This is a genomic window from Variovorax ureilyticus, from assembly GCF_050632185.1.
Lineage (GTDB): Bacteria > Pseudomonadota > Gammaproteobacteria > Burkholderiales > Burkholderiaceae_C > Variovorax > Variovorax ureilyticus_A.
Genome location: NZ_CP192579.1, coordinates 761,201 through 783,343, shown reverse-complemented (window position 1 = coordinate 783,343; position 22,143 = coordinate 761,201). Strand labels below are relative to the sequence as shown.

At 65.4% G+C, this 22,143-nt stretch carries 25 protein-coding genes and 3 pseudogenes; 12 read left to right on the top strand and 16 right to left on the bottom strand.

What is annotated here, in order from left to right:
• The first annotated feature begins 27 nt into the window (after positions 1-27).
• Positions 28-2,106 (top strand): methionine--tRNA ligase, encoded by a 2,079-nt coding sequence (gene metG, locus ACQ858_RS03760; protein ID WP_431275473.1) that lies wholly within the window; start codon positions 28-30, stop codon positions 2,104-2,106.
• Positions 2,106-2,324: a hypothetical protein gene (locus ACQ858_RS03755; protein WP_431275472.1), complete on the top strand. Its 219-nt coding sequence runs from the start codon at positions 2,106-2,108 to the stop codon at positions 2,322-2,324. Before metG ends, ACQ858_RS03755 begins: the two co-directional genes overlap by 1 nt.
• 82 nt (positions 2,325-2,406) lie before the next feature.
• Here ACQ858_RS03755 and ACQ858_RS03750 read toward each other — a convergent pair whose 3' ends face one another.
• Entirely contained in the window at positions 2,407-2,856 is a 450-nt protein-coding gene (locus ACQ858_RS03750) for an outer membrane protein assembly factor BamE (protein ID WP_431275471.1), read from the bottom strand.
• 99 nt (positions 2,857-2,955) lie between these two features.
• A pseudogene (locus ACQ858_RS03745) lies at positions 2,956-3,629 on the bottom strand (hypothetical protein).
• Positions 3,630-3,733: 104 nt separating this feature from the next.
• On the opposite strand from ACQ858_RS03745, the gene ACQ858_RS03740 reads away from it, so the two are divergent.
• Together ACQ858_RS03740 and ACQ858_RS03735 are read left to right on the top strand one after the other, a co-directional pair.
• Positions 3,734-3,940 (top strand): DUF3460 family protein, encoded by a 207-nt coding sequence (locus ACQ858_RS03740; protein WP_088955972.1) that lies wholly within the window; start codon positions 3,734-3,736, stop codon positions 3,938-3,940.
• Positions 3,941-4,066: 126 nt separating this feature from the next.
• Positions 4,067-4,864: a segregation and condensation protein A gene (locus tag ACQ858_RS03735; RefSeq protein WP_431276778.1), complete on the top strand. Its 798-nt coding sequence runs from the start codon at positions 4,067-4,069 to the stop codon at positions 4,862-4,864.
• Positions 4,865-4,881: 17 nt separating this feature from the next.
• On the opposite strand, the gene ACQ858_RS03730 is transcribed toward ACQ858_RS03735, so the two are convergent.
• The 4 genes from ACQ858_RS03730 to ACQ858_RS03715 all read right to left on the bottom strand — a co-directional run bounded on the left by ACQ858_RS03730 (position 4,882) and on the right by ACQ858_RS03715 (position 7,160).
• Complete coding sequence (locus ACQ858_RS03730; RefSeq protein ID WP_431275470.1) at positions 4,882-5,883, bottom strand: NAD(P)H-dependent glycerol-3-phosphate dehydrogenase; 1,002 nt, start codon at positions 5,881-5,883, stop codon at positions 4,882-4,884.
• Positions 5,884-5,905: 22 nt separating this feature from the next.
• The gene (gene secB / locus ACQ858_RS03725) at positions 5,906-6,373 is read right to left on the bottom strand and encodes a protein-export chaperone SecB (protein WP_431275469.1); all 468 of its coding nucleotides are present in this window, start codon (positions 6,371-6,373) and stop codon (positions 5,906-5,908) included.
• 98 nt (positions 6,374-6,471) lie between these two features.
• Positions 6,472-6,732 carry a glutaredoxin 3 gene (grxC, locus tag ACQ858_RS03720; RefSeq protein WP_431275468.1) on the bottom strand — a complete coding sequence of 87 codons (261 nt, stop codon included), beginning with the start codon at positions 6,730-6,732 and terminating at the stop codon, positions 6,472-6,474.
• 20 nt (positions 6,733-6,752) lie between these two features.
• Entirely contained in the window at positions 6,753-7,160 is a 408-nt protein-coding gene (locus ACQ858_RS03715; protein WP_431275467.1) for a rhodanese-like domain-containing protein, read from the bottom strand.
• A gap of 72 nt (positions 7,161-7,232) precedes the next feature.
• On the opposite strand from ACQ858_RS03715, the pseudogene gpmA reads away from it, so the two are divergent.
• From gpmA to ACQ858_RS03695, 4 genes and pseudogenes are all read left to right on the top strand, one after another.
• Positions 7,233-7,970: pseudogene (gene gpmA, locus ACQ858_RS03710) on the top strand (2,3-diphosphoglycerate-dependent phosphoglycerate mutase); the annotation flags it as partial.
• Between the two features lie 107 nt (positions 7,971-8,077).
• Positions 8,078-9,519: pseudogene (locus ACQ858_RS03705) on the top strand (S41 family peptidase).
• Between the two features lie 52 nt (positions 9,520-9,571).
• Positions 9,572-10,330 carry a HesA/MoeB/ThiF family protein gene (locus ACQ858_RS03700; RefSeq protein ID WP_431275466.1) on the top strand — a complete coding sequence of 253 codons (759 nt, stop codon included), beginning with the start codon at positions 9,572-9,574 and terminating at the stop codon, positions 10,328-10,330.
• Positions 10,331-10,511: 181 nt separating this feature from the next.
• Entirely contained in the window at positions 10,512-10,916 is a 405-nt protein-coding gene (locus tag ACQ858_RS03695) for a response regulator (protein ID WP_431275465.1), read from the top strand.
• A gap of 20 nt (positions 10,917-10,936) precedes the next feature.
• On the opposite strand, the gene ACQ858_RS03690 is transcribed toward ACQ858_RS03695, so the two are convergent.
• Positions 10,937-11,569 (bottom strand): response regulator, encoded by a 633-nt coding sequence (locus tag ACQ858_RS03690; protein WP_431275464.1) that lies wholly within the window; start codon positions 11,567-11,569, stop codon positions 10,937-10,939.
• Between the two features lie 107 nt (positions 11,570-11,676).
• Here ACQ858_RS03690 and ACQ858_RS03685 point away from each other — a divergent pair, with 107 nt between their 5' ends.
• The 4 genes from ACQ858_RS03685 (at position 11,677) to ACQ858_RS03670 (ending at position 14,389) form a co-directional block, all read left to right on the top strand.
• On the top strand, positions 11,677-13,035 hold the full coding sequence (locus ACQ858_RS03685) for a CHASE3 domain-containing protein (protein WP_431275463.1): 1,359 nt from the start codon (positions 11,677-11,679) through the stop codon (positions 13,033-13,035).
• Between the two features lie 131 nt (positions 13,036-13,166).
• Entirely contained in the window at positions 13,167-13,541 is a 375-nt protein-coding gene (locus ACQ858_RS03680; protein WP_431275462.1) for a hypothetical protein, read from the top strand.
• Between the two features lie 55 nt (positions 13,542-13,596).
• Entirely contained in the window at positions 13,597-13,983 is a 387-nt protein-coding gene (locus ACQ858_RS03675; RefSeq protein ID WP_431275461.1) for a phage holin family protein, read from the top strand.
• Entirely contained in the window at positions 13,973-14,389 is a 417-nt protein-coding gene (locus ACQ858_RS03670) for a hypothetical protein (RefSeq protein WP_431275460.1), read from the top strand. The genes ACQ858_RS03675 and ACQ858_RS03670 overlap by 11 nt, the downstream gene beginning before the upstream one ends.
• Before the next feature lie 79 nt (positions 14,390-14,468).
• Here the strand turns inward: ACQ858_RS03670 and ACQ858_RS03665 are convergent, their stop codons facing one another.
• The 9 genes from ACQ858_RS03665 to ACQ858_RS03625 all read right to left on the bottom strand — a co-directional run bounded on the left by ACQ858_RS03665 (position 14,469) and on the right by ACQ858_RS03625 (position 22,133).
• A complete protein-coding gene (locus ACQ858_RS03665) occupies positions 14,469-15,293 on the bottom strand; it encodes a DUF429 domain-containing protein (RefSeq protein WP_431275459.1) in 825 nt (274 codons plus the stop codon).
• Positions 15,294-15,334: 41 nt separating this feature from the next.
• Complete coding sequence (locus ACQ858_RS03660; protein ID WP_431275458.1) at positions 15,335-15,757, bottom strand: BLUF domain-containing protein; 423 nt, start codon at positions 15,755-15,757, stop codon at positions 15,335-15,337.
• Positions 15,758-15,762: 5 nt separating this feature from the next.
• The gene (gene folE / locus ACQ858_RS03655; RefSeq protein ID WP_431275457.1) at positions 15,763-16,494 is read right to left on the bottom strand and encodes a GTP cyclohydrolase I; all 732 of its coding nucleotides are present in this window, start codon (positions 16,492-16,494) and stop codon (positions 15,763-15,765) included.
• Between the two features lie 70 nt (positions 16,495-16,564).
• Positions 16,565-17,323: an endonuclease/exonuclease/phosphatase family protein gene (locus ACQ858_RS03650; RefSeq protein ID WP_431275456.1), complete on the bottom strand. Its 759-nt coding sequence runs from the start codon at positions 17,321-17,323 to the stop codon at positions 16,565-16,567.
• A complete protein-coding gene (gene nudB, locus ACQ858_RS03645) occupies positions 17,320-17,796 on the bottom strand; it encodes a dihydroneopterin triphosphate diphosphatase (protein ID WP_431275455.1) in 477 nt (158 codons plus the stop codon). The genes ACQ858_RS03650 and nudB overlap by 4 nt, the downstream gene beginning before the upstream one ends.
• Positions 17,797-17,816: 20 nt before the next feature.
• A complete protein-coding gene (gene aspS / locus ACQ858_RS03640; protein ID WP_431275454.1) occupies positions 17,817-19,622 on the bottom strand; it encodes an aspartate--tRNA ligase in 1,806 nt (601 codons plus the stop codon).
• 29 nt (positions 19,623-19,651) lie between these two features.
• Complete coding sequence (locus ACQ858_RS03635; RefSeq protein ID WP_431275453.1) at positions 19,652-20,272, bottom strand: DUF502 domain-containing protein; 621 nt, start codon at positions 20,270-20,272, stop codon at positions 19,652-19,654.
• A gap of 13 nt (positions 20,273-20,285) precedes the next feature.
• On the bottom strand, positions 20,286-20,600 hold the full coding sequence (locus ACQ858_RS03630) for an FmdB family zinc ribbon protein (RefSeq protein ID WP_431275452.1): 315 nt from the start codon (positions 20,598-20,600) through the stop codon (positions 20,286-20,288).
• 84 nt (positions 20,601-20,684) lie between these two features.
• Positions 20,685-22,133 (bottom strand): sodium:solute symporter family protein, encoded by a 1,449-nt coding sequence (locus ACQ858_RS03625; RefSeq protein WP_431275451.1) that lies wholly within the window; start codon positions 22,131-22,133, stop codon positions 20,685-20,687.
• Positions 22,134-22,143: the final 10 nt, after the last annotated feature.

The window sequence follows — 22,143 nt, the reverse complement described above, 5'->3', positions numbered from 1 at the left end:
CTGATCTCCCCGAAAGCGCACCACGCGATGTCCCAGCGCAAACTCTTCGTCACCACCGCCCTGCCCTACGCCAACGGCAAGTTCCACGTCGGCCACATCATGGAATACATCCAGGCCGACATCTGGGTGCGCTTCCAGCGCATGCAGGGGCACATGGTGCACTTCGTGGGTGCCGACGACGCGCACGGGGCGCCGATCATGATCGCGGCCGAAAAGGCCGGCAAGACGCCGCAGGAATTCGTCGGCGAGATCGCCGTGGGCCGCAAGGAATACCTCGACGGCTTCCACATCCGTTTCGACAACTGGCACTCGACCGACAGCGTGGAGAACACCGAGCTTGCCCAGGGCATCTACAGGAAGCTCCGGGACAGCGGCATGATCGCCACCCGCACCATCGAACAGTTCTACGACCCGGTCAAGGGCATGTTCCTGCCCGACCGCTACATCAAGGGCGAATGTCCGGTGTGCCACGCCAAGGACCAGTACGGCGACGCCTGCGAGGTCTGCAGCAGCGTCTATTCGCCGACCGAACTCATCAACCCCTACTCGACGCTGACCGGCGCCACGCCCGAGCTGCGCAGCTCGGAGCACTTCTTCTTCAAGCTCTCCGACCCGCAGGTGGTCGATTTCCTGAAGGCCTGGACGCAGGACGGCAAGCTCCAGCCCGAGATGGCGCGCAAGGCCGGCGAGTGGTTCGAGGCCGGCATGGCCGACTGGGACATCTCGCGCGAGGCGCCGTACTTCGGCATCGAGATCCCCGACGCGCCCGGCAAGTACTTCTACGTGTGGCTCGACGCGCCGGTCGGCTATCTCGCGAGCCTGAAGAACCACTTCGACAAGGGCCGGGCGGCCCACCACTGGCACGCGCCCTCGCGTACCGCGCAGAGCTTCGACGACTTCGTGGCCGATCCCTCCGTCGAGCAGGTGCACTTCATCGGCAAGGACATCGTCTACTTCCACACGCTGTTCTGGCCCGCGATGCTGAAGTTCAGCGGCCGCAAGACGCCGAGCCAGGTCAACGTGCACGGCTTCATCACGGTGTCGGGCGAGAAGATGAGCAAGAGCCGGGGTACCGGCATCGATCCGCTCAAGTACCTCTCGATCGGCATGAACCCCGAGTGGCTGCGCTACTACATCGCGGCCAAGCTCAATGCGAAGGTGGAAGACGTCGACTTCAACCCCGACGACTTCATCGCGCGGGTGAACGCGGACCTGATCGGCAAGTACATCAACATCGCGAGCCGCGCGGCGGGCTTCATCGCCAAGCGCTTCGGCGGCAAGCTGGGCGCGGTGGCGGCGGACGGCACCGCGCTGCTGTCGGCGCTGCAGGCGGCTTCGGCTTCGATGCAGACGCTCTACGACACCCGCGACTACGCACGCGCACTGCGCGAGATCATGGCGCTGGCCGACAAGGTCAACGAGTACGTCGACCAGAACAAGCCCTGGGAACTCGCGAAGAAGGAAGGCATGGATGCGCGCCTGCACGATGTGTGCACCGCCTGCATCGAGGCCTTCCGCCTGCTGACGATCTATCTGAAGCCCGTGCTGCCGGCGCTTGCCGTGCAGGTCGAGACTTTCCTTGGCACCGCGCCGCTGGTGTCCGCGGATGCCGGCAAGCTGCTCGGCGCGGGCCATGCGATCAACGACTATAAGCACCTGATGCAGCGCGTCGATGCCAAACAGCTCGACCAGCTTTTCGAAGCGCCCGAACCGGCCGCGGCACCTGCCGAAGCAACGGAGCTGCCCGGCGGTGAAGGCATCGCGCCGACGATCACCATCGACGACTTCGCGAAGATCGACCTGCGCATCGCGAAGATCGTGCAATGCCAGAAGGTCGAGGGCTCGACCAAGCTGCTGCATCTCACGCTCGATGTGGGCGAAGGCAGGACACGCAATGTCTTCTCCGGCATCGCCTCGGTCTACCAGCCCGAGCAGCTCGTGGGCAAGCTCACCGTCATGGTCGCCAACCTGGCACCGCGCAAGATGAAGTTCGGCGTCTCCGAAGGCATGGTGCTGGCCGCCAGCCACGCGGACGAGAAGGCCACACCGGGCATCTACGTGGTCGAACCCTGGCCGGGCGCCATCCCCGGCATGAGGGTCCGTTGATGATGCGGCGGCTCGTTCTGCTGGTTGCGCTCGCATGTTCCGTCGTGTTGGGCGGATGCGCCGTCGCGAGCGCCGCAGTCACCGTCACGAGCACGGCCGTCAGCGTGGGCGCCGGCGCCGTCGGCCTTGCGGCCGATGCCGCGATCGGTACCGCGCGCATCGCCGGCAAGGCGGTGGGCGCAGCCGCCGATGCGGCGCTGCCCGGCGACTCGAACTAGCGTATTCGCCACAAGGGCGCATCCACAAAAGCGCCCATGACCCCGCCCCCGAAGGCATGCCGCACGCGGACGGGCACGAAGGCTAAGGCGCCTCCACGCCGCGGTCGGGCGACGAGCCGGCGCTGACGACGCGCTGCGCGTCGTCGACCGCGGCAGTGAACACCATCGGCGAATTCAGCGGCTGGACCCAGCGCCATTCCCATTCGGTCTGGCTCTTGAGCGGGTACGGCGTGCGCCTGGCGGGCTTGCCGAGCAGCCGGCGCACATCCTCCACCGGCATGCCGGGCGAGACCTTGGCGAAGTTCTCCGGCGTGAGCACCTGCCGCAGCGCGCTCATCTTGCCGTCGGGGCCGATCGTGATCATGTAGTTCTTCTGGCCCTGCGGCTGGCGGTTGTATTCGAAAACGCGGCCGGCCGGCGTGTCCCAGACGTTCTCGGGCTCGCCGAAGCGCGCGCGGACGTCGGCCTCGGTGGAAACGCCCTCCTCCAGTTCGCTGATGCGCTTCGAGTCACAGCCGAAAAGCCAGAACATGGTCGTCAGAAGCAGAAACGGCGTGATGCCGCGGCGGATTGTCGATGGCTGCATACCGTCCCAGTCAATTGCACGGGACGATCAGTCTAGCCGTCGAAATCAGTTCGCCGCGAAGCAATACATGAGGCCCGCGCCGCCGGTACTCCTGAACCCTTCCAGGCTGCAGCCCCGGGTGGCGTGCGAGGAGTTCCACGACATCGACGCCGGCGGCGCGTTCGTGCCCATGCGGTTGTGATGGCCGACGATGGCGGAGCCCTCGCCGCTTCGGGTCCAGTTGCCGCAGGTCGTGTCCTTGCTGGTGTCGGTGGAAGCGCGCCCGTCCGGCATCGAGCCGGTCAGGATGTCGTGATTGTTGACGGGGTCCCCACTCGCGCTGACGATCTCGCCCTTTTCCGTCAGCCCGGTCTGCTTGTCGATGTTGTTGGTGCCATGCAGATCGTCGAGGTTGTTGGCGATCGTCACGCCTTTCACATTGACCCACGGCCCGTTGCCGATGCGATCGCGGGCGTTCACCGCCGGACTTCCGGCCGTCGCGGTCGTGCTCAGGTACGCACGCCGGTGCGGCCGCCGGCGCCGACGCTTTCGGCAAGACTCTGGCAATAGCGATCGGCGCCCGCGAGACCACCGAAGTCGCCTCCCTTGCCCGGATTGGCGCTGGTGATGAAGAAGCTCATCTTGTTCTTCGGTGCGGACGAGCCACCAGTCGCACAGGCGGCCACCAGCGCGGCGGCAGCGATCGTCGAAGCAAGGAATAGCGTGGATCGGCGTTTCATCGACAGGCTCCTCGGTGTTTGGGAGCCGCCACGCTAGCGCATGCCGCGGCGGGCTTCAATGCGGAATCCACCCGGTAAAATCCTGCGCCAAAGGTTCAATCGCCATGCCCATCTTCGCCCGCCCGCACTACACCTCCGAGATCACCAACTTCATCGAAGAGATGAAGGAAAAGAAACCGACGCTCGAAGCCGAGCAGCGCGCCGGACGCGCTCTGCTGTGGGACAAGCACCTCGACCCCAGCCTGCAGGAAGAATTCAGCGAAGGCCGGGTCCCGCAGCAGCCCTACGTCTACCAGACCCAAGCCAAGTAAGTGACCATCCGCGCCGTACCGGGTACCGGCACCCGCCGCCAGGGCGACGGCGCTGAAGCGGACGAGCACGCCCTTTCGGCACAGGACGTGGTCACAGCGGAGGACGGCGCCGCCGTGGTGCCGCCGATGCCCGATGTGATCGACCAGGTCGCGCTCGCCCGCCTGTACGGCGAGCCGCTGTTCGCGCTGCCGAACGACCTCTACATTCCGCCCGACGCGCTGAAGGTCTTCCTGGAAGCCTTCGAGGGGCCGCTCGACCTGCTGCTGTATCTCATCCGCAAGCAGAACTTCAACATCCTCGACATCCCGATGGCAGGGCTGACTCGGCAGTACCTCAGCTACGTCGACGAAATCCGCCAATCCAATCTCGAGCTCGCCGCCGAGTACCTGCTGATGGCCGCGATGCTCATCGAGATCAAGTCGCGGATGCTGCTGCCGCCCAAGAAGACGGCCGACGGCGAGGAAGCCGAAGACCCGCGCGCCGAGCTCGTCCGCCGGCTGCTCGAATACGAGCAGACCAAGCTGCAGGCCGCCGCGCTGAGCGCCCTGCCGCAGGCCGGGCGCGATTTCTGGAAGGCGCAGGTCTACATCGAGCAATCGCTGAAGCCGCGCTTTCCGGACGTCAACGTCGTCGACCTGCGCGAAGCCTGGGCCGACATCCTCAAGCGCGCGAAGCTGGTGCAGCACCACAAGATTTCGCGCGAGGAACTGAGCGTGCGCGAACACATGAGCATCGTGCTGCGTCAGTTGCAGGGTCGGCAGTTCGTCGAGTTCGAGAAGCTCTTCGATATGTCGCGGGGCACGCCGGTGATGATCGTCACCTTCATCGCGATGCTCGAACTCGCCAAGGAAACGCTGATCGACATCACGCAGGCCGAAGCCTTCGCGCCGATCTACGTGCGGCTGGCCTATACGCCGGCCTGAGCGCGGTCCGTCCGGGCTCAGCCGGATTCGCTGCCGGGCTCGCGCGCCATGAGTTCGGCGACTGCATCCGCCGGGCGCACCCGGCCGTCGAGCACCGCCACCACGCCGGCCGAAATCGGCATCTCGACGCCCAGATGCCGCGCGCGTTGCACCACGGTGCGCGCGCAATAGACGCCTTCGGCCACGTGGCCGAGCGAATCGACCGCTTGCGACAGCGTATGGCCCTGTGCCAGCAGAAGCCCCACCTTGCGGTTGCGTGACAGATCGCCGGTGGCGGTCAGGACCAGATCGCCCAAGCCGGAAAGGCCCATGAAGGTCTCGGGACGCGCGCCGAGCGCCACGCCGAATCGTGTCATTTCGGCGAGGCCGCGCGTGATGAGCGCCGCCCGGGCATTGAGCCCCAGAGAGAGCCCGTCGGCCAGCCCGGTCGCGATGGCGAGGACGTTCTTGACCGCACCGCCGACTTCGACACCGACGATGTCGTCATTCGCATAGACCCTCAGGGCGGGACCATGGAACGCCTCCACCAGCGCTTTCCGTACATCGGCGCGTCGACTGGCCGCCACCAGTGCCGTGGGACGGGCCTGTGCCACTTCCTGCGCGAAGCTCGGCCCGCTCAGCACGCCGGCGGCGAGCCGCGGCGCGACCTGGGCCTGAATTTCGTGGGCCAGCAAGCCTTCCCCGCCGACCCCGGCGAGCGCCGGTTCGACCCCTTTGGAAAGCCAGGCGACAGGGGACGACAACCCGGCGAGCATGCCGAGCTGTTCGCGCAACGCCGCCATCGGCGTTGCCACGATGACGAGATCGGCAGCTTTCGCCGCGGCGAGCGCATCGCCGGACGCAAGGGTGATGGAGGGAGGAAGCGCAATACCCGGCAGGTAGCGCGCGTTCTCGCGCGCCGCTGACATGGCTTGCGCCTGAGCGGCGTCACGGGCCCAGAGCGTGACCGCGTGACGGCTCGAAGCATTGACCGCCAGCGCCGTCCCCCAGGCGCCGGCGCCGAGGACGCAGATTTTCATCAGCGGCGGCGGGCGGTACGGATTACTGCGTGATGATCGGCGAGGCCTGATTGGCGGCGGCCTGCGCCTGCTGCTGCTCGAACATCGCCTGGAAGTTGATTTCGGCCAAGTGCACCGGTGGGAAGCCGCCGCGCTGGATCACGTCGGCGACGTTGCCGCGCAGGTAGGGATAGACGATCTGCGGGCAGGCGATGCCGAGGATCGGGCCCATCTGGTCTTCGGGCAGGTTGCGGATCTCGAAGATGCCGGCCTGCTTGGCCTCGACCAGGAACACCGTCTTTTCGCCGATCTTGGTCTGCACGGTGGCCGAGACGGTGATCTCGAAGATGCCGTCAGCCACCGGCTGAGCGTCGACGCCGAGCTGGATATCGACCGTGGGCTGCTGCTGCTCGAGCAGGATGGCCGGCGAATTGGGTTGTTCGAGCGAGAGATCCTTCAGGTAGACGCGCTGGATCTGAAAGACGGGATCTTGTGCTTGCTGGTCGGCCATGGCTGAACTTTCTAGGGTCAAAACAAGGCCCGCCTGGGAAATCCCCAGAGCGGGCTTCTGGATGTAGCGGGCCGATTATCGCCCGTGGAAACGACGCTTCAGGCGCCTTGGAGCAGTGGCACCAAGCCGCCGCGACCATCGAGCGCGATCAGGTCGTCGCAGCCACCGACGTGCGTCTCGCCGATGAAGATCTGCGGCACCGTGCGGCGCCGGGTGACATCCATCATCGTGGCGCGCGCCTGAGGGTCGCTGTCGATGCGGATCTCTTCGATCTGCTCCACGCCTTTGGACTTGAGGATTTGCTTCGCGCGAATGCAGTAGGGGCAAACGGCGGTGGTGTACATCTTGACGGCTTGCATGGGTCGTAAGTCAGGAAAGTTCAGGCCTTTTCAACCGGAAGGTTAGCTTCTTTCCACGACTTGAGTCCGCCGGAGACCGCTTGGGCTTGCTCGTAGCCGAGCTTCTTCGCCGTCGCCACGGCGCGTTGCGCGCGTGCGCCACTGGCACAAATCAGCAACAAAGGCAACGATTTGTTCTTCACCGCGCTGGGGAGCTTCTGTTCCAACTCATTGAGCGGCACGTTCTTGGCGCCGGTGACATGGCCGGCCGCAAACTCCTCCGGCTCCCGGACATCGACCACCACGGCACGCTCGCGATTGATCAACTGCACCGCCCCTTGCGCCGTCAGCGAGCCGCCGCTGGCCCCGCGCAGCATCGGCCAGAAGAGCATGCCCCCCGAGGCCAGTGCGATCAGGATGAGCATCCAGTTGTCGACGATGAATTTCACGGTGTTCCTTGAGTGGCAAACCCCGGATTTTAGAATGTCGGGTTTACGACCGCGTTCCCAAAGGCCTCCCCCATGCACAAACTGGTATTGATCCGCCACGGCGAATCGACCTGGAATCTCGAAAACCGCTTCACCGGCTGGACCGATGTCGATTTGACCGCCACCGGCGTCGAACAGGCCAAGCAGGCCGGCCGCCTGCTCAAGGCGGAGGGCTACGACTTCGACGTGGCCTACACCAGCGTCCTCAAGCGTGCCACCCGCACCCTGTGGCACACGCTCGACGAACTCGATCGCACCTGGCTGCCGGTCGTGCATTCCTGGCGCCTGAACGAGCGCCACTACGGCGCCCTCCAGGGCCTCGACAAGGCGGAAACCGCCAGGAAATACGGCGACGAGCAGGTCCTGATCTGGCGCCGCAGCTACGGCACGCCGCCGCCGCCGCTGGAGTCGAACGACCCCCGGAGCGAACGCACCGACATCCGCTACGCCAAGCTGCCGCCGGAACAGATCCCGCTGACCGAGTGCCTCAAGGACACCGTCGCGCGCGTGCTGCCCTTCTGGAACGAGTCCATGGCGCCCGCGATTCGCGCCGGCCGCCGGCTGGTCGTCGCGGCGCACGGCAATTCCATCCGCGCCCTGGTCAAGTATCTGGACGGGATTTCCGACGACGCCATCGTGGGCCTCAATATTCCCAACGGAATTCCTCTGGTCTACGAACTGGACGATGATCTGAAGCCGCTGCGCCACTACTACCTTGGCGACGCGGAAGCCGCCGAGAAGGCAGCCGCCGCGGTCGCTGCGCAAGGCAAAAAGGTTGAGCAAAGTCCTCCAGAGTTCGAGTCATTCACGGAACCCGGGCAGACAAGTAGCTTCCAAGCTGTGTATATTGAATTGACAGGCGACAAGGACTCTTACACATGGGCCAGAAACTGAAAATTGGCGGCTGGATTGCCGCGGGCGCCGTTGCAGGCGCGCTGACCACGGTGTCATTGCAGACCGTCGCACGCGGTTCGCTGGCCCCCCTGCCGCTGGAGGAACTGCAGCAACTCGCCGCGGTTTTCGGCATGGTCAAGACCGACTACGTCGAGCCGGTCGATGAGAAAAAGCTCATCTCGGATGCCATCTCCGGCATGGTCGCCGGGCTCGATCCGCATTCGCAGTACTTCGACAAGAAGTCGTTCAAGGAATTTCGCGAAGGCACCACCGGCCGCTTCGTCGGCGTGGGCATCGAGATTTCGCAGGAGGACGGCCTGGTCAAAGTCGTGTCCCCGATCGAGGGCTCCCCGGCGTTCCGCGCCGGCCTGAAGCCGAACGACCTGATCACCAAGATCGACGACACCGCCGTGCGCGGCCTCACGCTCAACGAGGCGGTCAAGCGCATGCGGGGCGAAGCCAACACCAAGGTGCTGCTGACGATCTACCGCAAGGACGAGAACCGGACCTTCCCGGTCACCATCACGCGCGAGGAAATCCGCACGCAATCGGTGCGCGGCAAGGTCATGGAGCCAGGTTACGCCTGGATCCGCCTGTCGCAATTCCAGGAGCGGACCGTCGACGATTTCGTCAAGAAGGTCGAGGAAATCTACAAGCAGGAGCCGAATCTCAAGGGCCTGGTGCTCGATCTGCGCAACGACCCGGGCGGCCTGCTCGACGCCGCGGTTGCGATTTCCGCCGCGTTCCTGCCCGAGAACGTGACCGTCGTGTCGACGGACGGGCAGCTCGCCGAAAGCAAGGCCGTCTACAAGGCCGCGCCCGAGTTCTATCAGCGCCGCGCCGGCAGCGACCCGCTGCGCGGCCTGCCGCCCGCACTCAAGACCGTGCCTCTGGTCGTGCTCGTCAACGAGGGGTCCGCCTCCGCCAGCGAAATCGTCGCCGGCGCGCTGCAGGACCACAAGCGCGCGACCATCATGGGGAGCCAGACCTTCGGCAAGGGCTCGGTCCAGACGGTCCGTCCCCTGGGCCCCGACACCGGCCTGAAAATCACGACGGCGCGTTACTACACGCCCAGCGGCACCTCGATCCAGGCCAAGGGGATCGTTCCGAACGTCCTGGTGGACGAAAGCGCCGAGGGCAGCCCTTACGCGGCCCTGCGCATGCGCGAGGCCGACCTCGAGAAGCACCGGCCAGCGGCCAGGGCCCCGAGGTGAAGGACCCCGAGCGCGAAAAGGCACGTGACGAAGCGCGCAAGCGCCTCGAGGACGAGGCCAAGAAGCCGCCGCAGGATCGCAAGGTGCCGGAGTTCGGCGCCGACAAGGACTTCCCGCTTGTCCAGGCGCTCAACCGGCTCAAGGGCCAGCCGGTGCTCGTGAGCAAGACGCAGGTGATCGTCGACAACAAGGAAGAGAAGAAGGAAAACTGACCCTCGGGCGGCCCGGCATCGCGCCGCGGCCACCGGGCGTCGTGCGCGGCGCATGGAAGACGAACACCTCCTGCGCTACTCGCGCCACATCCTGCTCGAAGAATTCGGCATCGATGGCCAGGCGCGCGTGAGTGCGGCGCACGCGCTGGTCATCGGTGCCGGCGGGCTGGGCTCGCCGGTCGTGCTCTATCTCGCGGCTGCCGGTGTCGGCCGCATCACGCTCGTCGACCATGACGAGCTCGACCTGACCAACCTCCAGCGGCAGATCGCACACACCACCGCGCGCGTGGGCATGTCCAAGGTCGATTCGGCCGCGGAAGCGATGCGCGCCATCAACCCGGACATCTCCATCGAAGCCGTCAAGCTGCGCGCCGACGACGAGCTGCTGTCCAGGCGGGTCGCCGAAGCCGACGTGGTGGTCGATTGCAGCGACAACTTCCAGACGCGGCATGCGGTCAATCGCGCGTGCGTGATCCATGCGAAGCCCCTGGTCGCTGGCGCGGCCATCCGCTTCGACGGGCAGTTGAGCGTCTACGACACGCGCGATCCGGCATCGCCCTGCTATGCCTGCATCTTCCCGCCCGACGCCGACTTCGAAGAAACGCGATGCGCCGTGCTCGGCGTGTTCGCGCCGGTGGTCGGGACCATCGGGACCCTGCAGGCCAACGAGGTCCTGAAGCTGCTGGCAGGGATCGGTCCCTCTCTTGCAGGCAGTCTCCTGATGTTCGATGGCCGGCGATCGGCTTTCGACAGCCTCCGTGTCGCACGCGATCCGGGATGCAGCGTGTGCGGACATCGCCCCGCCACCTGACCGATGGGCGGTCATTTCAAGCGCTGCGAGGACGGACCGCAACCGTCGTAAGAACAAGCCTACAGCGGCTGGACGCGGTTCCCTGCATCATCGGGCCCTAATGATCCGTAGCATCTGAAACGATAGCTTTCCTTGGAGGCAAGCCTCTTCGCCAAGCCCGCCGAGGGGGCGAGCGGTTCTCATGGACCCCAGATTGAAAACCTACATCGTCGAAGACAACGTCACGATCCGAGAGAATCTCGTCGGCACCCTGGAGGAGCTCACGTGCATTTCGACAATCGGCTTCGCAGAGACGGAAGCCGAGGCGGTCCGGTGGCTGAGCGAAAACAGCGACGAGTGGGAGCTCGCCATCGTGGACCTCTTCCTCAAGCAGGGGAGCGGCCTGGGCGTCCTCCAGGCCTGCATGTCGCGCCGCCCCGATCAGAAGGTCGTGGTGTTGAGCAACTATGCGACGCCGGACATCCGCAAACGCTGCGCACAGTTCGGCGTCGATGCGGTCTTCGACAAATCGAACGAGATCGACGGACTCATCGACTTCTGCATCGCACAGGCCGCCACGCTGCGGCAGACGGCCAGCGGAACCTGACCGCCCCACAAGCAGCAGCTTCAGTCGATCAGCTTGTTCTTCAGCGCGTAGTAGGTGAGATCGCTGTTGGAGGAGAGATTCATCTTCTCCATCAACCGTGTGCGATACGTACTCACGGTCTTCACCGACAGAGACAAGGTCTTCGCAATGTCGCCCGCGGTCTCGCCCTTCGCCAATTTGAGGAACACCTGGAACTCGCGCTCGGAGAGCTGTTCGTGCGGCGCGGCGTCATCCTTGCGATCGAGCTGGCGAGCGAGCAGCTCTGCCACGGCCGGTGTGATGTAGCGACGGCCCAGCGAGATGGTGCGGATCGCATTCACGATCTCGATCGGATCGCACTCCTTGTTGAGGTACCCGCTCGCCCCCTGGCGGATGAGGTTCATCGCGTAGTGCTCTTCGGGATAGCCGCTGAGGATGAGAATCCCGACATCGGGCGCCTTTGCGCGGATCATCGCAAGCGCATCGATGCCGCTCTGACCGGGCATGGAGAGGTCCATCACGAGCACATCGAGTTCAGTCGTGCGAACGAGCTCGATCGCCTCGCGTCCGCTCGCGGCCTCACCCACCACGCGCAGATCGACATGCTCGGAAAAGAAATTGCGCAAGCCGGAGCGAACGATGGCATGGTCGTCCACAATTCCAATCTTGATCATCTGCTACCTTCACTGTTGAATCGCGGCTTCTTGCGTCGCAACATGTCGGTCCCTGGCCCGTTTCGATTATTCCCGAATTTGATTTTTGGGCATCGCCCGGAGACCCCATGCGCTGGCTAGCTTTTCCGAAGATGGCGCTGAGCCTCACGCTGGCGACCCTCGCGGCCCTCGTGCTCGTGGGCATCAACGAAGCCGGCTATCACCAGTCCCGCCAAGCCCTCACGGAGGTGAGCGACGCGCAGCGTGCGCGCGTGGTGCTCAACCTCATGCTTCAGAACATCCTCGATGCAGAGACGGGCCAGCGCGGCTATCTGCTGACAGGTGAGCCCCGCTATCGCGAGCCCTATGACGCCGCGGTCAGGCAGGTCGATGGTCACCTTGCCGCACTCCAGCTTCTCTATGCCAATCGACCGATCCAGCTCGCGCAGTTGAATCAGCTCGCAAAGCACGTCTCGAAGAAGCTGGCCGAGATGGACATGAGCGTACGCCTGCGGCAGAGCGGCAACGAGGATGCCTGGAAGATCCTCATCACGACCGACGTCGGCCGCGAGGAGATGGATGCCATCCGCAACGAGGTCGGAGACCTCGTTGCCATCAGCAGCGACGAGTTCACGCGCGGACAACTGCAGGTCGTGAAGTCATTGCACTTCGCACGCCTTGGCATCGCGATCATCGCGATCGCGGCGCTCGTCGCGTTCTACCTCTACCTGCGACAGACGCACGCATTGCGCCAGGCAGGAGAGCAGCAGCAGCAAGCCCTCGAAAGCGAGCGCAATGCGCTGGAAGACGAAGTGCGCGAGCGCACCGCAACGCTCGCCGAGCTCGCGACCCACCTGCAGCAGGTGCGCGAGACCGAGCGCGGCTTTCTCGCGCGCGAGCTGCACGACGAGCTGGGCTCCCTGCTCACGGCGGCCAAGCTCGATGTCGCGCGGCTGAAGTCGCGGATGACCGATTCGCCGGACGCGATCCAGCGGCTTCAACACCTCAACGACCTTCTCAACAGCGGCATCGCGCTCAAGCGCCGCATCATCGAGGACTTGCGGCCTTCGTCGCTCTCCAACCTGGGGCTGGTCGCATCGCTGGAAATCCTGGGCCGCGAATTCTCGGAGCACTCGAACATCGGGATCGAGATGGAGCTCGAACCGGTGACGCTGAACGAGGCGAACCAGCTCACGGTCTACCGGATGGTGCAGGAGGGCCTGACGAACATCGGCAAGTACGCGCAAGCGACCGAGGTCGGCATCGCCATGAAGAACTACGGCAATCACGTCGTCGTCGAAGTGACGGACAACGGCAAGGGCTTCGACCCGCAGCGCAACCGGCCTTCGAGCCACGGCCTCGCGGGCATGCGCCATCGCGTCGAGGCAGCCAAGGGCCGGCTCACCGTCACATCGAAGCCGGGGCAGGGCACGCGATTGCGCGCGGTGCTGCCGGCCGACTCCGTGCCATCCGCCGCCGTGGCGTAAGCCCCGCACCACGCAGTCGTGTACCTGGTCTCTCGCACTCGCGAGTTTCATCGCGGGCTTGATACGACGCCGGTAGCGTCGGTACGATGAGCAGGTCTTCGCAACCATCTTCCCGGAAGGATTTTTTCATCATGAACACGACCATCAAGACTCCCTCGCAACTGGCCGAAGACGCGCGGCAGACCGCGGCCGATGCGATCGACACCACGCGAGCCTATGCGCAGAATGCCGTGAACGCGGCGGGGGAAAAGGTGCGCGACCTGCGCCATGACGCGGAGCCTGCCGTGGAGCAGCTTGCAGCGCGCGTGCAGCAGGCCGTGCAGCGCGGACTGGACGCGGCATCGACCACCAGCGCCCGTGCGCAGCGACGCCTGGAACAAGCGGCCGACGTGACGGGCAAGTACATCGCCGACCAACCCGTGCGCTCGGTGCTGCTCGCCGCCGCTGCCGGCGCAGCCATCACCGCGCTCATCGTGCTCGCAAGCCGCCGTCGGGACGACAATTGATCTGAGTCCCTGACGTTCATCTGCGGCTCCGAGCGAGCCTCAACTGCCCGGCACCATGCTTCATCCCATCTATTCCACGGTGCTCGGGCATCCCGAGCTGATCGCCGATCATCTGGCCAACTACGGCGCGCTCCTGCGGGAAGAAGCGCAGGAAGCCACCCGCAGCCTCATCGCCCGATTGGTCGCGGGCGTTCTGGCTGTGATGAGCGTCATGCTGGCGCTCGGCCTCATCGGCGTGGCGATCATGCTCGGTGCGATGCACGACCGATTCCACTGGGCGCTCGTCGCCGTACCCGCCGTCGCGATGCTGATCGCACTGGTTTGCGCGCTCTACCTTTACGCATCCCGGCAGCGCGATGTTCATGGTTTCGTGGAGTTGCGGGCGCAGATCGAGGCCGACATTCATGCGCTTCACCTCGCGGGCGAACGCCATGAGCACTGAGCGCGAGCAGCTCACGCCGCAGCAGCGCCTTTCGCTGTCGCGCCGTGCCTTGATCGCGCAACTGCAGCGAGGCGACGAGGACGAGTCGCCGCGACAATTCGACGTGCAGCACGGCAATCCGTGGAGCCAAGTGGCAAGCCACGTGGTGCGACGCTGGTGGCGCCGTCATCCGGCCAACGCGGCGGGTCGACTCGCCCTGCCCCTGCTCGAGCGCTATGCGCGCGAGCAGCCCGCCAAGCTCATCGCGGCAGCCGCTGCGACGGGCGCGCTCGTCGTGCTGATCAGACCATGGCGGCTGCTGCCGATCACCGCCATCCTGGCTGCAGTGTTCAAGACATCGGACATGGCCGACCTCGTGACCACGCTGATGAAGAAACCAGCTCGTCCGCCAAAGGATGCCCCATGAACACCGCAACGGCTCTGCTGGCCGTTGAAGGCGCCGCGCCCCACGACCTTGGCCGCCGCTTCCTGTAGGGCAGGGGCCCTCAGGCCGTCACGATCCAGCCTTCGAGCGGATCGATGTCGGGCGGCAATCCATAGCCCGGCCCTTCGCTCGTCCGGCGGGCCGTTCCCCAGGCGGCTTGCATGAGGCACAGGACTGCGTCGATGGAATCACCCTTGGCGTCGGCCAGCAGGCCCTCGCGCAATTCGCCGGGCACGACGAGCCGAAGGCCCAGCCGGGGAGATCCCCGCTCCAGGGTCGCCAAGAGCTCGCCGCGGACGAGCCGGCGCTCCGCCGTCTGCGCGGCGGCCTGGTCGCTCTTGTAGCTGCGGCGACCGACCAGTTCACGCGCCAGCAAGCCCGGATAGCCCTCCAGCGCGATACGGCTGCCGCCCTCCGCCGGCATGTGCAGGCCCGGCAGCGAAGCGCCCGCGTCGATCAGCCGCGGCACGCCGGCGTGGAGCATGAACGCCACCGGCGGATTGACCCACTTCATCGACGGGCTGGAGCCGGCCGGACGGTCTGTCGCGCGATGCGCGAACTTGCCGCCCGCCGGACGTGCGGCACAGAACGCCGCGAAGATCTCCCGGATCCTCGCGCGCTCGATGGCCGCGTAGTGCTCGATGAGCGGCTTCCACTCCGAAGGCCATCCGAATTCCACGACGAGCTCACGCGGGAGACCGAACGGGAAATCGAATGCGCCGACCCACTGCGGCGTCACCGCCAGCCAGCGTCCCCACGAATCCAGTGACGAGAAGCGCTCGAAGCCATGAAGTTCGACCGCGCCATCGCCCGATGTGCCGAGCGCAACCACGATCGGCTTGCGGGCAGTCGGCGCGCTCGAAAAATCGCAGCCGATCAGAAGCATGGTGATTCGCCGCGACCCGCGCGGCGGTGAACACCGGCGGCTCAGTGCCGCCCGACGATGGCGGCGGTCGCCATCAATTCTTCGAGCAGCGCCAGCGACACCTTGCCCGAGACCGAATACGGGTCGAGCTCCGGCCGCTCGGAATACTTGAGCAGCGTCGACGCGTTGAGCTTCGACAGGTTGACCTGCCCCATGGTCCAGCCACCGAAGCGGCGCTCCGAGATCTCCTCGTAGTGCAGCAGCACCACGTCCTTGTGGCGGGGGTCCCTCTGGATATGGCCGTACAGCTCGCTGATCGCCGTGCGACCACCCTCGATCGCCTGCAGGAACACGCCGCCGCCGTAGCAGAGGATGCCGGTGATGCCGCAGGTCGTGTTGTGCGACCGCGACTGGGCCAGGATCGCATCGATCGCCGCCTGGCTGGTATCCACGGCGCGGCTGGCGTAGAGAAGGCGTACGAGCATGGCGTTCAGCGCTGGCGCGGAAGAAGAGAGAGAAATTCTCGGCGAAGGTTCGGGTCCTTCAGGAACACGCCGCGCATCACGGAGTTGATCATCTTGCTGTCCATCTCCTTGACGCCGCGCCACTGCATGCAGAAGTGCTCCGCCTCCACCACCAGCGCGAGGCCGTCGGGCTGAGTCTTCTCCTGGATGAGATCGGCGAGCTGCACCACTGCCTCTTCCTGGATCTGGGGACGGCCCATGACCCACTCGGCAAGGCGCGCGTACTTCGAGAGGCCGATCACGTTCGTCTGCTCGTTGGGCATGACGCCGATCCACAGCTTGCCGATGATCGGGCAGAAATGGTGCGAGCAGGCGCTGCGGACCGTGATCGGCCCGACGATCATCAGCTCGTTGAGATGCTCCGCGTTGGGGAATTCGGTGAGCGAGGGCTGGTTCACATAGCGGCCCTTGAACACCTCCTGCAGGTACATCTTGGCAACGCGCCGGGCGGTGTTGTCCGTGTTGTGATCGTTCTCGATGTCGATCACGAGACTGCGCAGCACGTCCCGCATCTTGTCCTCGACCTCGTCGAGGAGATGCTCGAGCTCGCCCGGCTCGATGAATTCGGCGATGTTGTCGTTGGCGTTGAAGCGTCGTCGCGCGGCCAGCAGGCGCTCGCGAATCTTCACGGACACGGGTGTGCCCTCGTCTTCATCCCCTTCCACGGGGCGCCGTGCGGCGTCGATGGTCCTTAGCATCCAAGCATCCTAACAGCGAATGGACGGCGAGCGATAAGCCCGGCAACGCCCTACCCGCCTACGGTTGTTGCTATTTTTTCGATAGCAAAAAGTCAGTCACGAGCGGCAGATGGTCGGACATCCGCGACCAGATCGGACCGCGAGGCACCGAACAGGCAACCGGTTCGAGCCGCCGCCCGTAGATGAAATCGAGCTGCGTGACCGGCAGCCGCGACGGATAGGTCAGGATGCGCGGCCCGCGCAGGTCGCTCGAATCGCGCAAGCCCATGGCGTTCATCGCGTAGCGCATGCGGGCGCCCCAGTCATTGAAGTCGCCAGCCACCACCAGCGCCTCGTGCGACGGGATCTCGCGGTCGATGAACTCCCGCAACTGGGCCACCTGGCGGATCCGGCTGCCTTTGATCAGGCCCAGGTGCACCACGATCGCGTGCACCGGCCGGCCTTCGACGTCGATCACCGCGTGCAACAGCCCGCGCTGCTCGAAGCGGTGGTCCGAAATGTCCTGATGCGTCGTTTTGAGCACTGGCCAACGGGTGAGCAGCGCGTTGCCGTGTTCGCCATGCCTGGTGATCGCGTTGGTCTCGTAGACCGCGGTATAGCCTTCAGGCGCGAGGAAGTCCGCCTGCGGCATTTCCGGCCAGTGCTGGAACCGCCGCGCGGCCTGCCGGTTCATCTTGCGCACTTCCTGCAGGCACACGATGTCCGCGTCGAGCTGCTCGACGGCGTGGCCGAGATTGTGGATTTCGAGACGCCGCGCCGGCCCGATCCCCTGCACACCCTTGTGGATGTTGTAGGTGGCCACGCGGAGGGTGTTCGCCTGCGAATTCATCGCGCAAATTGTGGCAGGAGCAGGATGGCCTCGGCGTTCGACGGAGAAAAACAGGCGTCCGCCGCTTCGCGGTACGGCAGCCAGCGCCAGTCCGTATGCTCGCGCGGGTCCAGCCGCGGCGTCACGCGATCGGGCACGCGCAGGCCGAAAAGATGCTCCGTGTTGTGCGTCACGCCCGGCGCATAGCGCGACCGCCAGCGCGGGTAGATCTCGTAGATGTTTTCCAGGCCCCAATCGACCAGCTGTGCCGCCAGTTCGGAGCCTTCACCGCAGTCGATGCCGGTTTCTTCCGCGACCTCGCGCGCCGCGGTGAGCGCCAGGGGCTCGTCTTCGGAATTCCTGCTGCCGGTGACCGACTGCCAGAAATCCTCGGCGTCGGCACGGCGGATCAGGAGCACGTCGAGTGCCGGCGTGTGAATCACGACCAGCACCGATTCCGGGATTTTCCAGGGGCGACCCGACGCGGCGCTCATCTTCGCCGCCCCTCCCTCGATCAGTTCGCGGGTTGAGGGTTGCGCAGCTTGATATGCAGCTCGCGCAACTGCTTCTCGTCAACCGGGCTCGGCGCCTGCGTGAGCAGGTCTTGCGCGCGCTGGGTCTTCGGGAAGGCGATCACGTCGCGGATCGATTCGGCGCCGCTCAGGAGCATCACGAGGCGGTCCAGGCCGATCGCGATACCGCCGTGCGGCGGCGCACCGTACTGCAGCGCGTCCAGCAGGAAACCGAACTTGTTCTGCGCATCCTCGGCGCTGATCTTGAGCGCACGGAAGACCTTGCTCTGGACTTCCTCGCGGTGGATACGGACCGAGCCGCCGCCCATCTCGATGCCGTTGAGGACCATGTCGTAGGCCTTGGCGATGCACTTCTCCGGTGCGCCGTCCATGAGGTCTTCGTGGCCGTCCTTGGGCGCGGTGAACGGGTGGTGCACCGCCGACCAGCGTTGGCCTTCCTCGTCGAACTCGAACATCGGGAAGTCAACGACCCAGAGCGGTGCCCAGCGATCATCGAACAGACCGGCCTTCTTGCCGAAAGCGCTGTGGCCGATCTTGACCCGCAGCGCACCGATCGCATCGTTGACGACCTTGGCCTTGTCGGCGCCGAAGAACAGGATGTCGCCATTGCGCGCGCCGGTGCGGGCGATGATCTCGGCCAGCGAAGCATCGTCGAGGTTCTTGACGATCGGACTCTGCAGGCCTTCGCGGCCGTTCCCGGCGTCGTTGACCTTGATGTAGGCGAGACCCTTGGCGCCGTAGATCTTGACGAACTCGGTGTAGGCGTCGATGTCGCCACGCGAGAGGCCGCCTTCGGCGCCGCCGCCCGGCACCCGCAGTGCGACCACGCGGCCGCCCGTCATGCTGGCAGCCTGTGCGAACACCTTGAACTCGACGTTGCGCATCACGTCGGTCAGCTCCGTGAACTCGAGCTTGACGCGCAGGTCCGGCTTGTCCGAGCCGTACTTGAACATGGCGTCGCCGTAGGTCATGACCGGGAACGACGGCAGCTCGACTTCGGCCGCGGCACGGAATACCTTGCGGATCATGCCTTCGAACATCTCGCGGATCTCTTCCTCGGCCATGAACGAGGTCTCGATGTCGATCTGCGTGAACTCGGGCTGGCGGTCGGCGCGCAGGTCCTCATCGCGGAAGCACTTGACGATCTGGTAGTAGCGATCGAAGCCGGACACCATCAGGAGCTGCTTGAAGAGCTGCGGCGACTGCGGCAGCGCGAAGAAGCTGCCGTCATGCACACGGCTGGGCACGAGGTAGTCCCGCGCACCTTCGGGTGTGGACTTGCCGAGCATCGGCGTCTCGATGTCGATGAAGCCGTTGGCGTCGAGGAACTTGCGCGTCTCCATCGTCACCTTGTAGCGCAGCATCAGGTTGCGCTGCATCACGGGGCGGCGCAGGTCGAGCACGCGGTGCGTGAGGCGGGTCGTTTCCGAGAGGTTGTCGTCGTCGAGCAGGAACGGCGGCGTCACGGAAGGATTGAGCACCTTCATCTCGTGGCACAGCACCTCGATCTTGCCGCTCTTGAGGTTGTCGTTGGTCGTACCCTCCGGGCGCGCACGCACGAGGCCCGTGATCTGCAGGCAGAACTCGTTGCGCAGGCCCTCCGCTGTCGCGAAAGTGGCGGCGCGATCCGGGTCGCACACGACCTGGACGTAGCCTTCGCGGTCGCGCAGGTCGATGAAGATCACGCCCCCATGGTCACGCCGGCGATTGACCCAGCCGCAAAGGGTGACGGTTTGCCCCAGAAGGGCTTCGGTCACGAGACCGCAATAGTTTGTACGCATGGCCATAGATGGATTCCGGCGCCTGAGGGCGCGTTTTATTTGATCGCGATCGCTGCGGGGCCGCCGGGTACGACGACCCCCATCGAGACGATGTACTTGAGCGCGTCGTCCACGCTCATCCTGAGTTCGATGCAGTCGCTGCGCTTGAGCATCACGAAATAGCCGCCCGTCGGGTTGGGCGTCGTCGGCACGTACACGCCGAGATAGTCGCCGCCGCCCAGGTGGTCGACAACCTCCTGGCCGGGCGTGCCGGTCACGAAGGCGATGGTCCAGACACCTTCGCGCGGCCACTGGACCAGCACGGCGGTGCGAAATGCGTTGCCGCTCTCGGAGAAGATCGTGTCGGAAACCTGCTTGACGCTCGAGTAGATCGACCGCACCACGGGGATGCGCCGGACCACCGCGTCACCCCAGCCGAGCAGGCGCTTGCCGACGAAGTTGCTCGCGACCGCGCCGACGCTCAGCAGAATGGCCAGCGTCAGCAGCACCCCGAGCCCGCGCACCTTGTGCTCGCTGAGATAACGCTGCCACTCCTCCGGCAGCAGCCACAGCGTCTGGTCGAGCGTGCCGATGATCCAGTTCAGCACGGCCAGCGTGATGGCCAGCGGAACGATGACCAGCAAGCCGGACAGCAGCCATTTGCGCAGCGCGAGCATGGCGGTGGCGGCCTCAGTCCGAGCTGGGCGCGGGCGGCGCCGCGGCAGGCGCGGGCGCCGGTGCGCTCGCGGGAGCCTCGGCCGGCTTGGCGGAAGCGCCGTCGGAGGGAGAGCTGGCGGAAGTCTTGTTGCCACCGCCCTTGCCGCCATCGCGGAAGTCGGTGACGTACCAGCCCGAGCCCTTGAGCTGGAAGCCGGCGGCGGTCACCTGCTTGCTGAACGCATCGGCGCCGCAAGCCGGGCACTCCGTCAGGGGAGCATCGGACATTTTCTGCAGCACATCCTTGGCAAAGCCACAGGCGCTGCACTTGTATGCGTAGATAGGCATGGATGGGGAATGAAAGAAGCGGCCGGCGGCCGCTCGCAAAGCCCTCGATTATAGGGGCGCCCCTCCGGCTGGGCGCCGTTGCCGTCAGGCCGGGTCGGCCGCCAGAGGCCGGTGCGGCGTGCGCGTGTTGGCCACCCATTGCGGCGCCAGCGATCCCACCACCATGCCGCCAAAGGAGGCGAGCACGCCCGCCAGTTGCGCAGGAAACGCCTCGCTCCACGACGTCGCCAGGAACACCAGCCACACCCCGACGCCGAGCAGCACCGCGGCCACGGCGCCCTGGGTGGAGGCACGCCGCCAATAAAGCCCGCACACCAGCGGCACGAAAGCGCCCACGAGCGGCACCTGATAGGCGCCGGACACCAGTTCGTAGATCGGCGTCCCCTGCATGCGGATCGCGTAGGCCAGCACACAGACGCTGAACACCAGTACGGTGAGGCGCATCGTCATGAGGTTCGAGTGGTCGGTACCAGCCGGGCGGAACTGGCGCCAGATGTTTTCGGTGAAGGTGACGCTGGGCGCCAGCAGGGTCGCCGAAGCGGTGGATTTGATGGCGGAGAGCAGCGCCCCGAAGAAGAACACCTGCATCACGAAGGGCATCTTCTCGAGCACCAGCGTTGGCAGGACCTTCTGCGGATCTTCCTTGAGCAGGGTCGCGGTTTCGCCCGGCATGATGAGTAGCGCGCTCGCCACCAGGAACATGGGCACGAATGCGAAGAGGATGTAGGCCACGCCGCCGATGACGGGCCCGAGCGTCGCGGCCCGGGTTCCGTTGGCCGACATCACGCGCTGGAACACGTCCTGCTGCGGGATCGAGCCCAGCATCATGGTGATGGCCGCCGCGAAGAAGAAGATCATGTCCCTGAGCGTCGGCTCCGGCCAGAACTTGAACAGATCCTTGCTCACCGCGAAGCCGACCACCTTCTCGGCGCCGCCCGCCATGTGGCCCGCGAAGACCGCGATCACGGCCAGGCCCAGCACGAGGATGATCATCTGGATGAAGTCGGTCACGGCCACCGACCACATGCCGCCGAAGAGCGTGTAGGCCAGGATCGACACGACACCGATCACCATGCCCATCGACACCCCGATCGCGCCGCCCGACAGCACGTTGAACACCAATCCCAGCGCCGTGACCTGCGCGGACACCCATCCGAGGTAGCTCAGCATGATGATCAACGAGCAGGCGATCTCGATGAACCGGCCATAGCGCTCGCGGTAGTAGTCGCTGATCGTGAGCAGCGTCATGCGATAGAGCTTGCCGGCGAAGAAGAGGCCGACCAGGATCAGGCAGGTGCCGGCGCCGAAGGGGTCCTCGATCACCCCGTTCAGCCCGCCCTCAATGAACTTCGCCGGGATGCCGAGCACCGTTTCCGAGCCGAACCACGTCGCGAAGGTGGTGGTCACGATCATGTAGAGCGGCAGGTGGCGTCCCGCAATCGCGAAATCCGTGGTGTTCTTGACCCGCTTGGCCGCGTACAGGCCGATGGCGATGGTGACGAGCAGGTAGGCGACGACCAGGGTCAACAACACGGCGAATTCT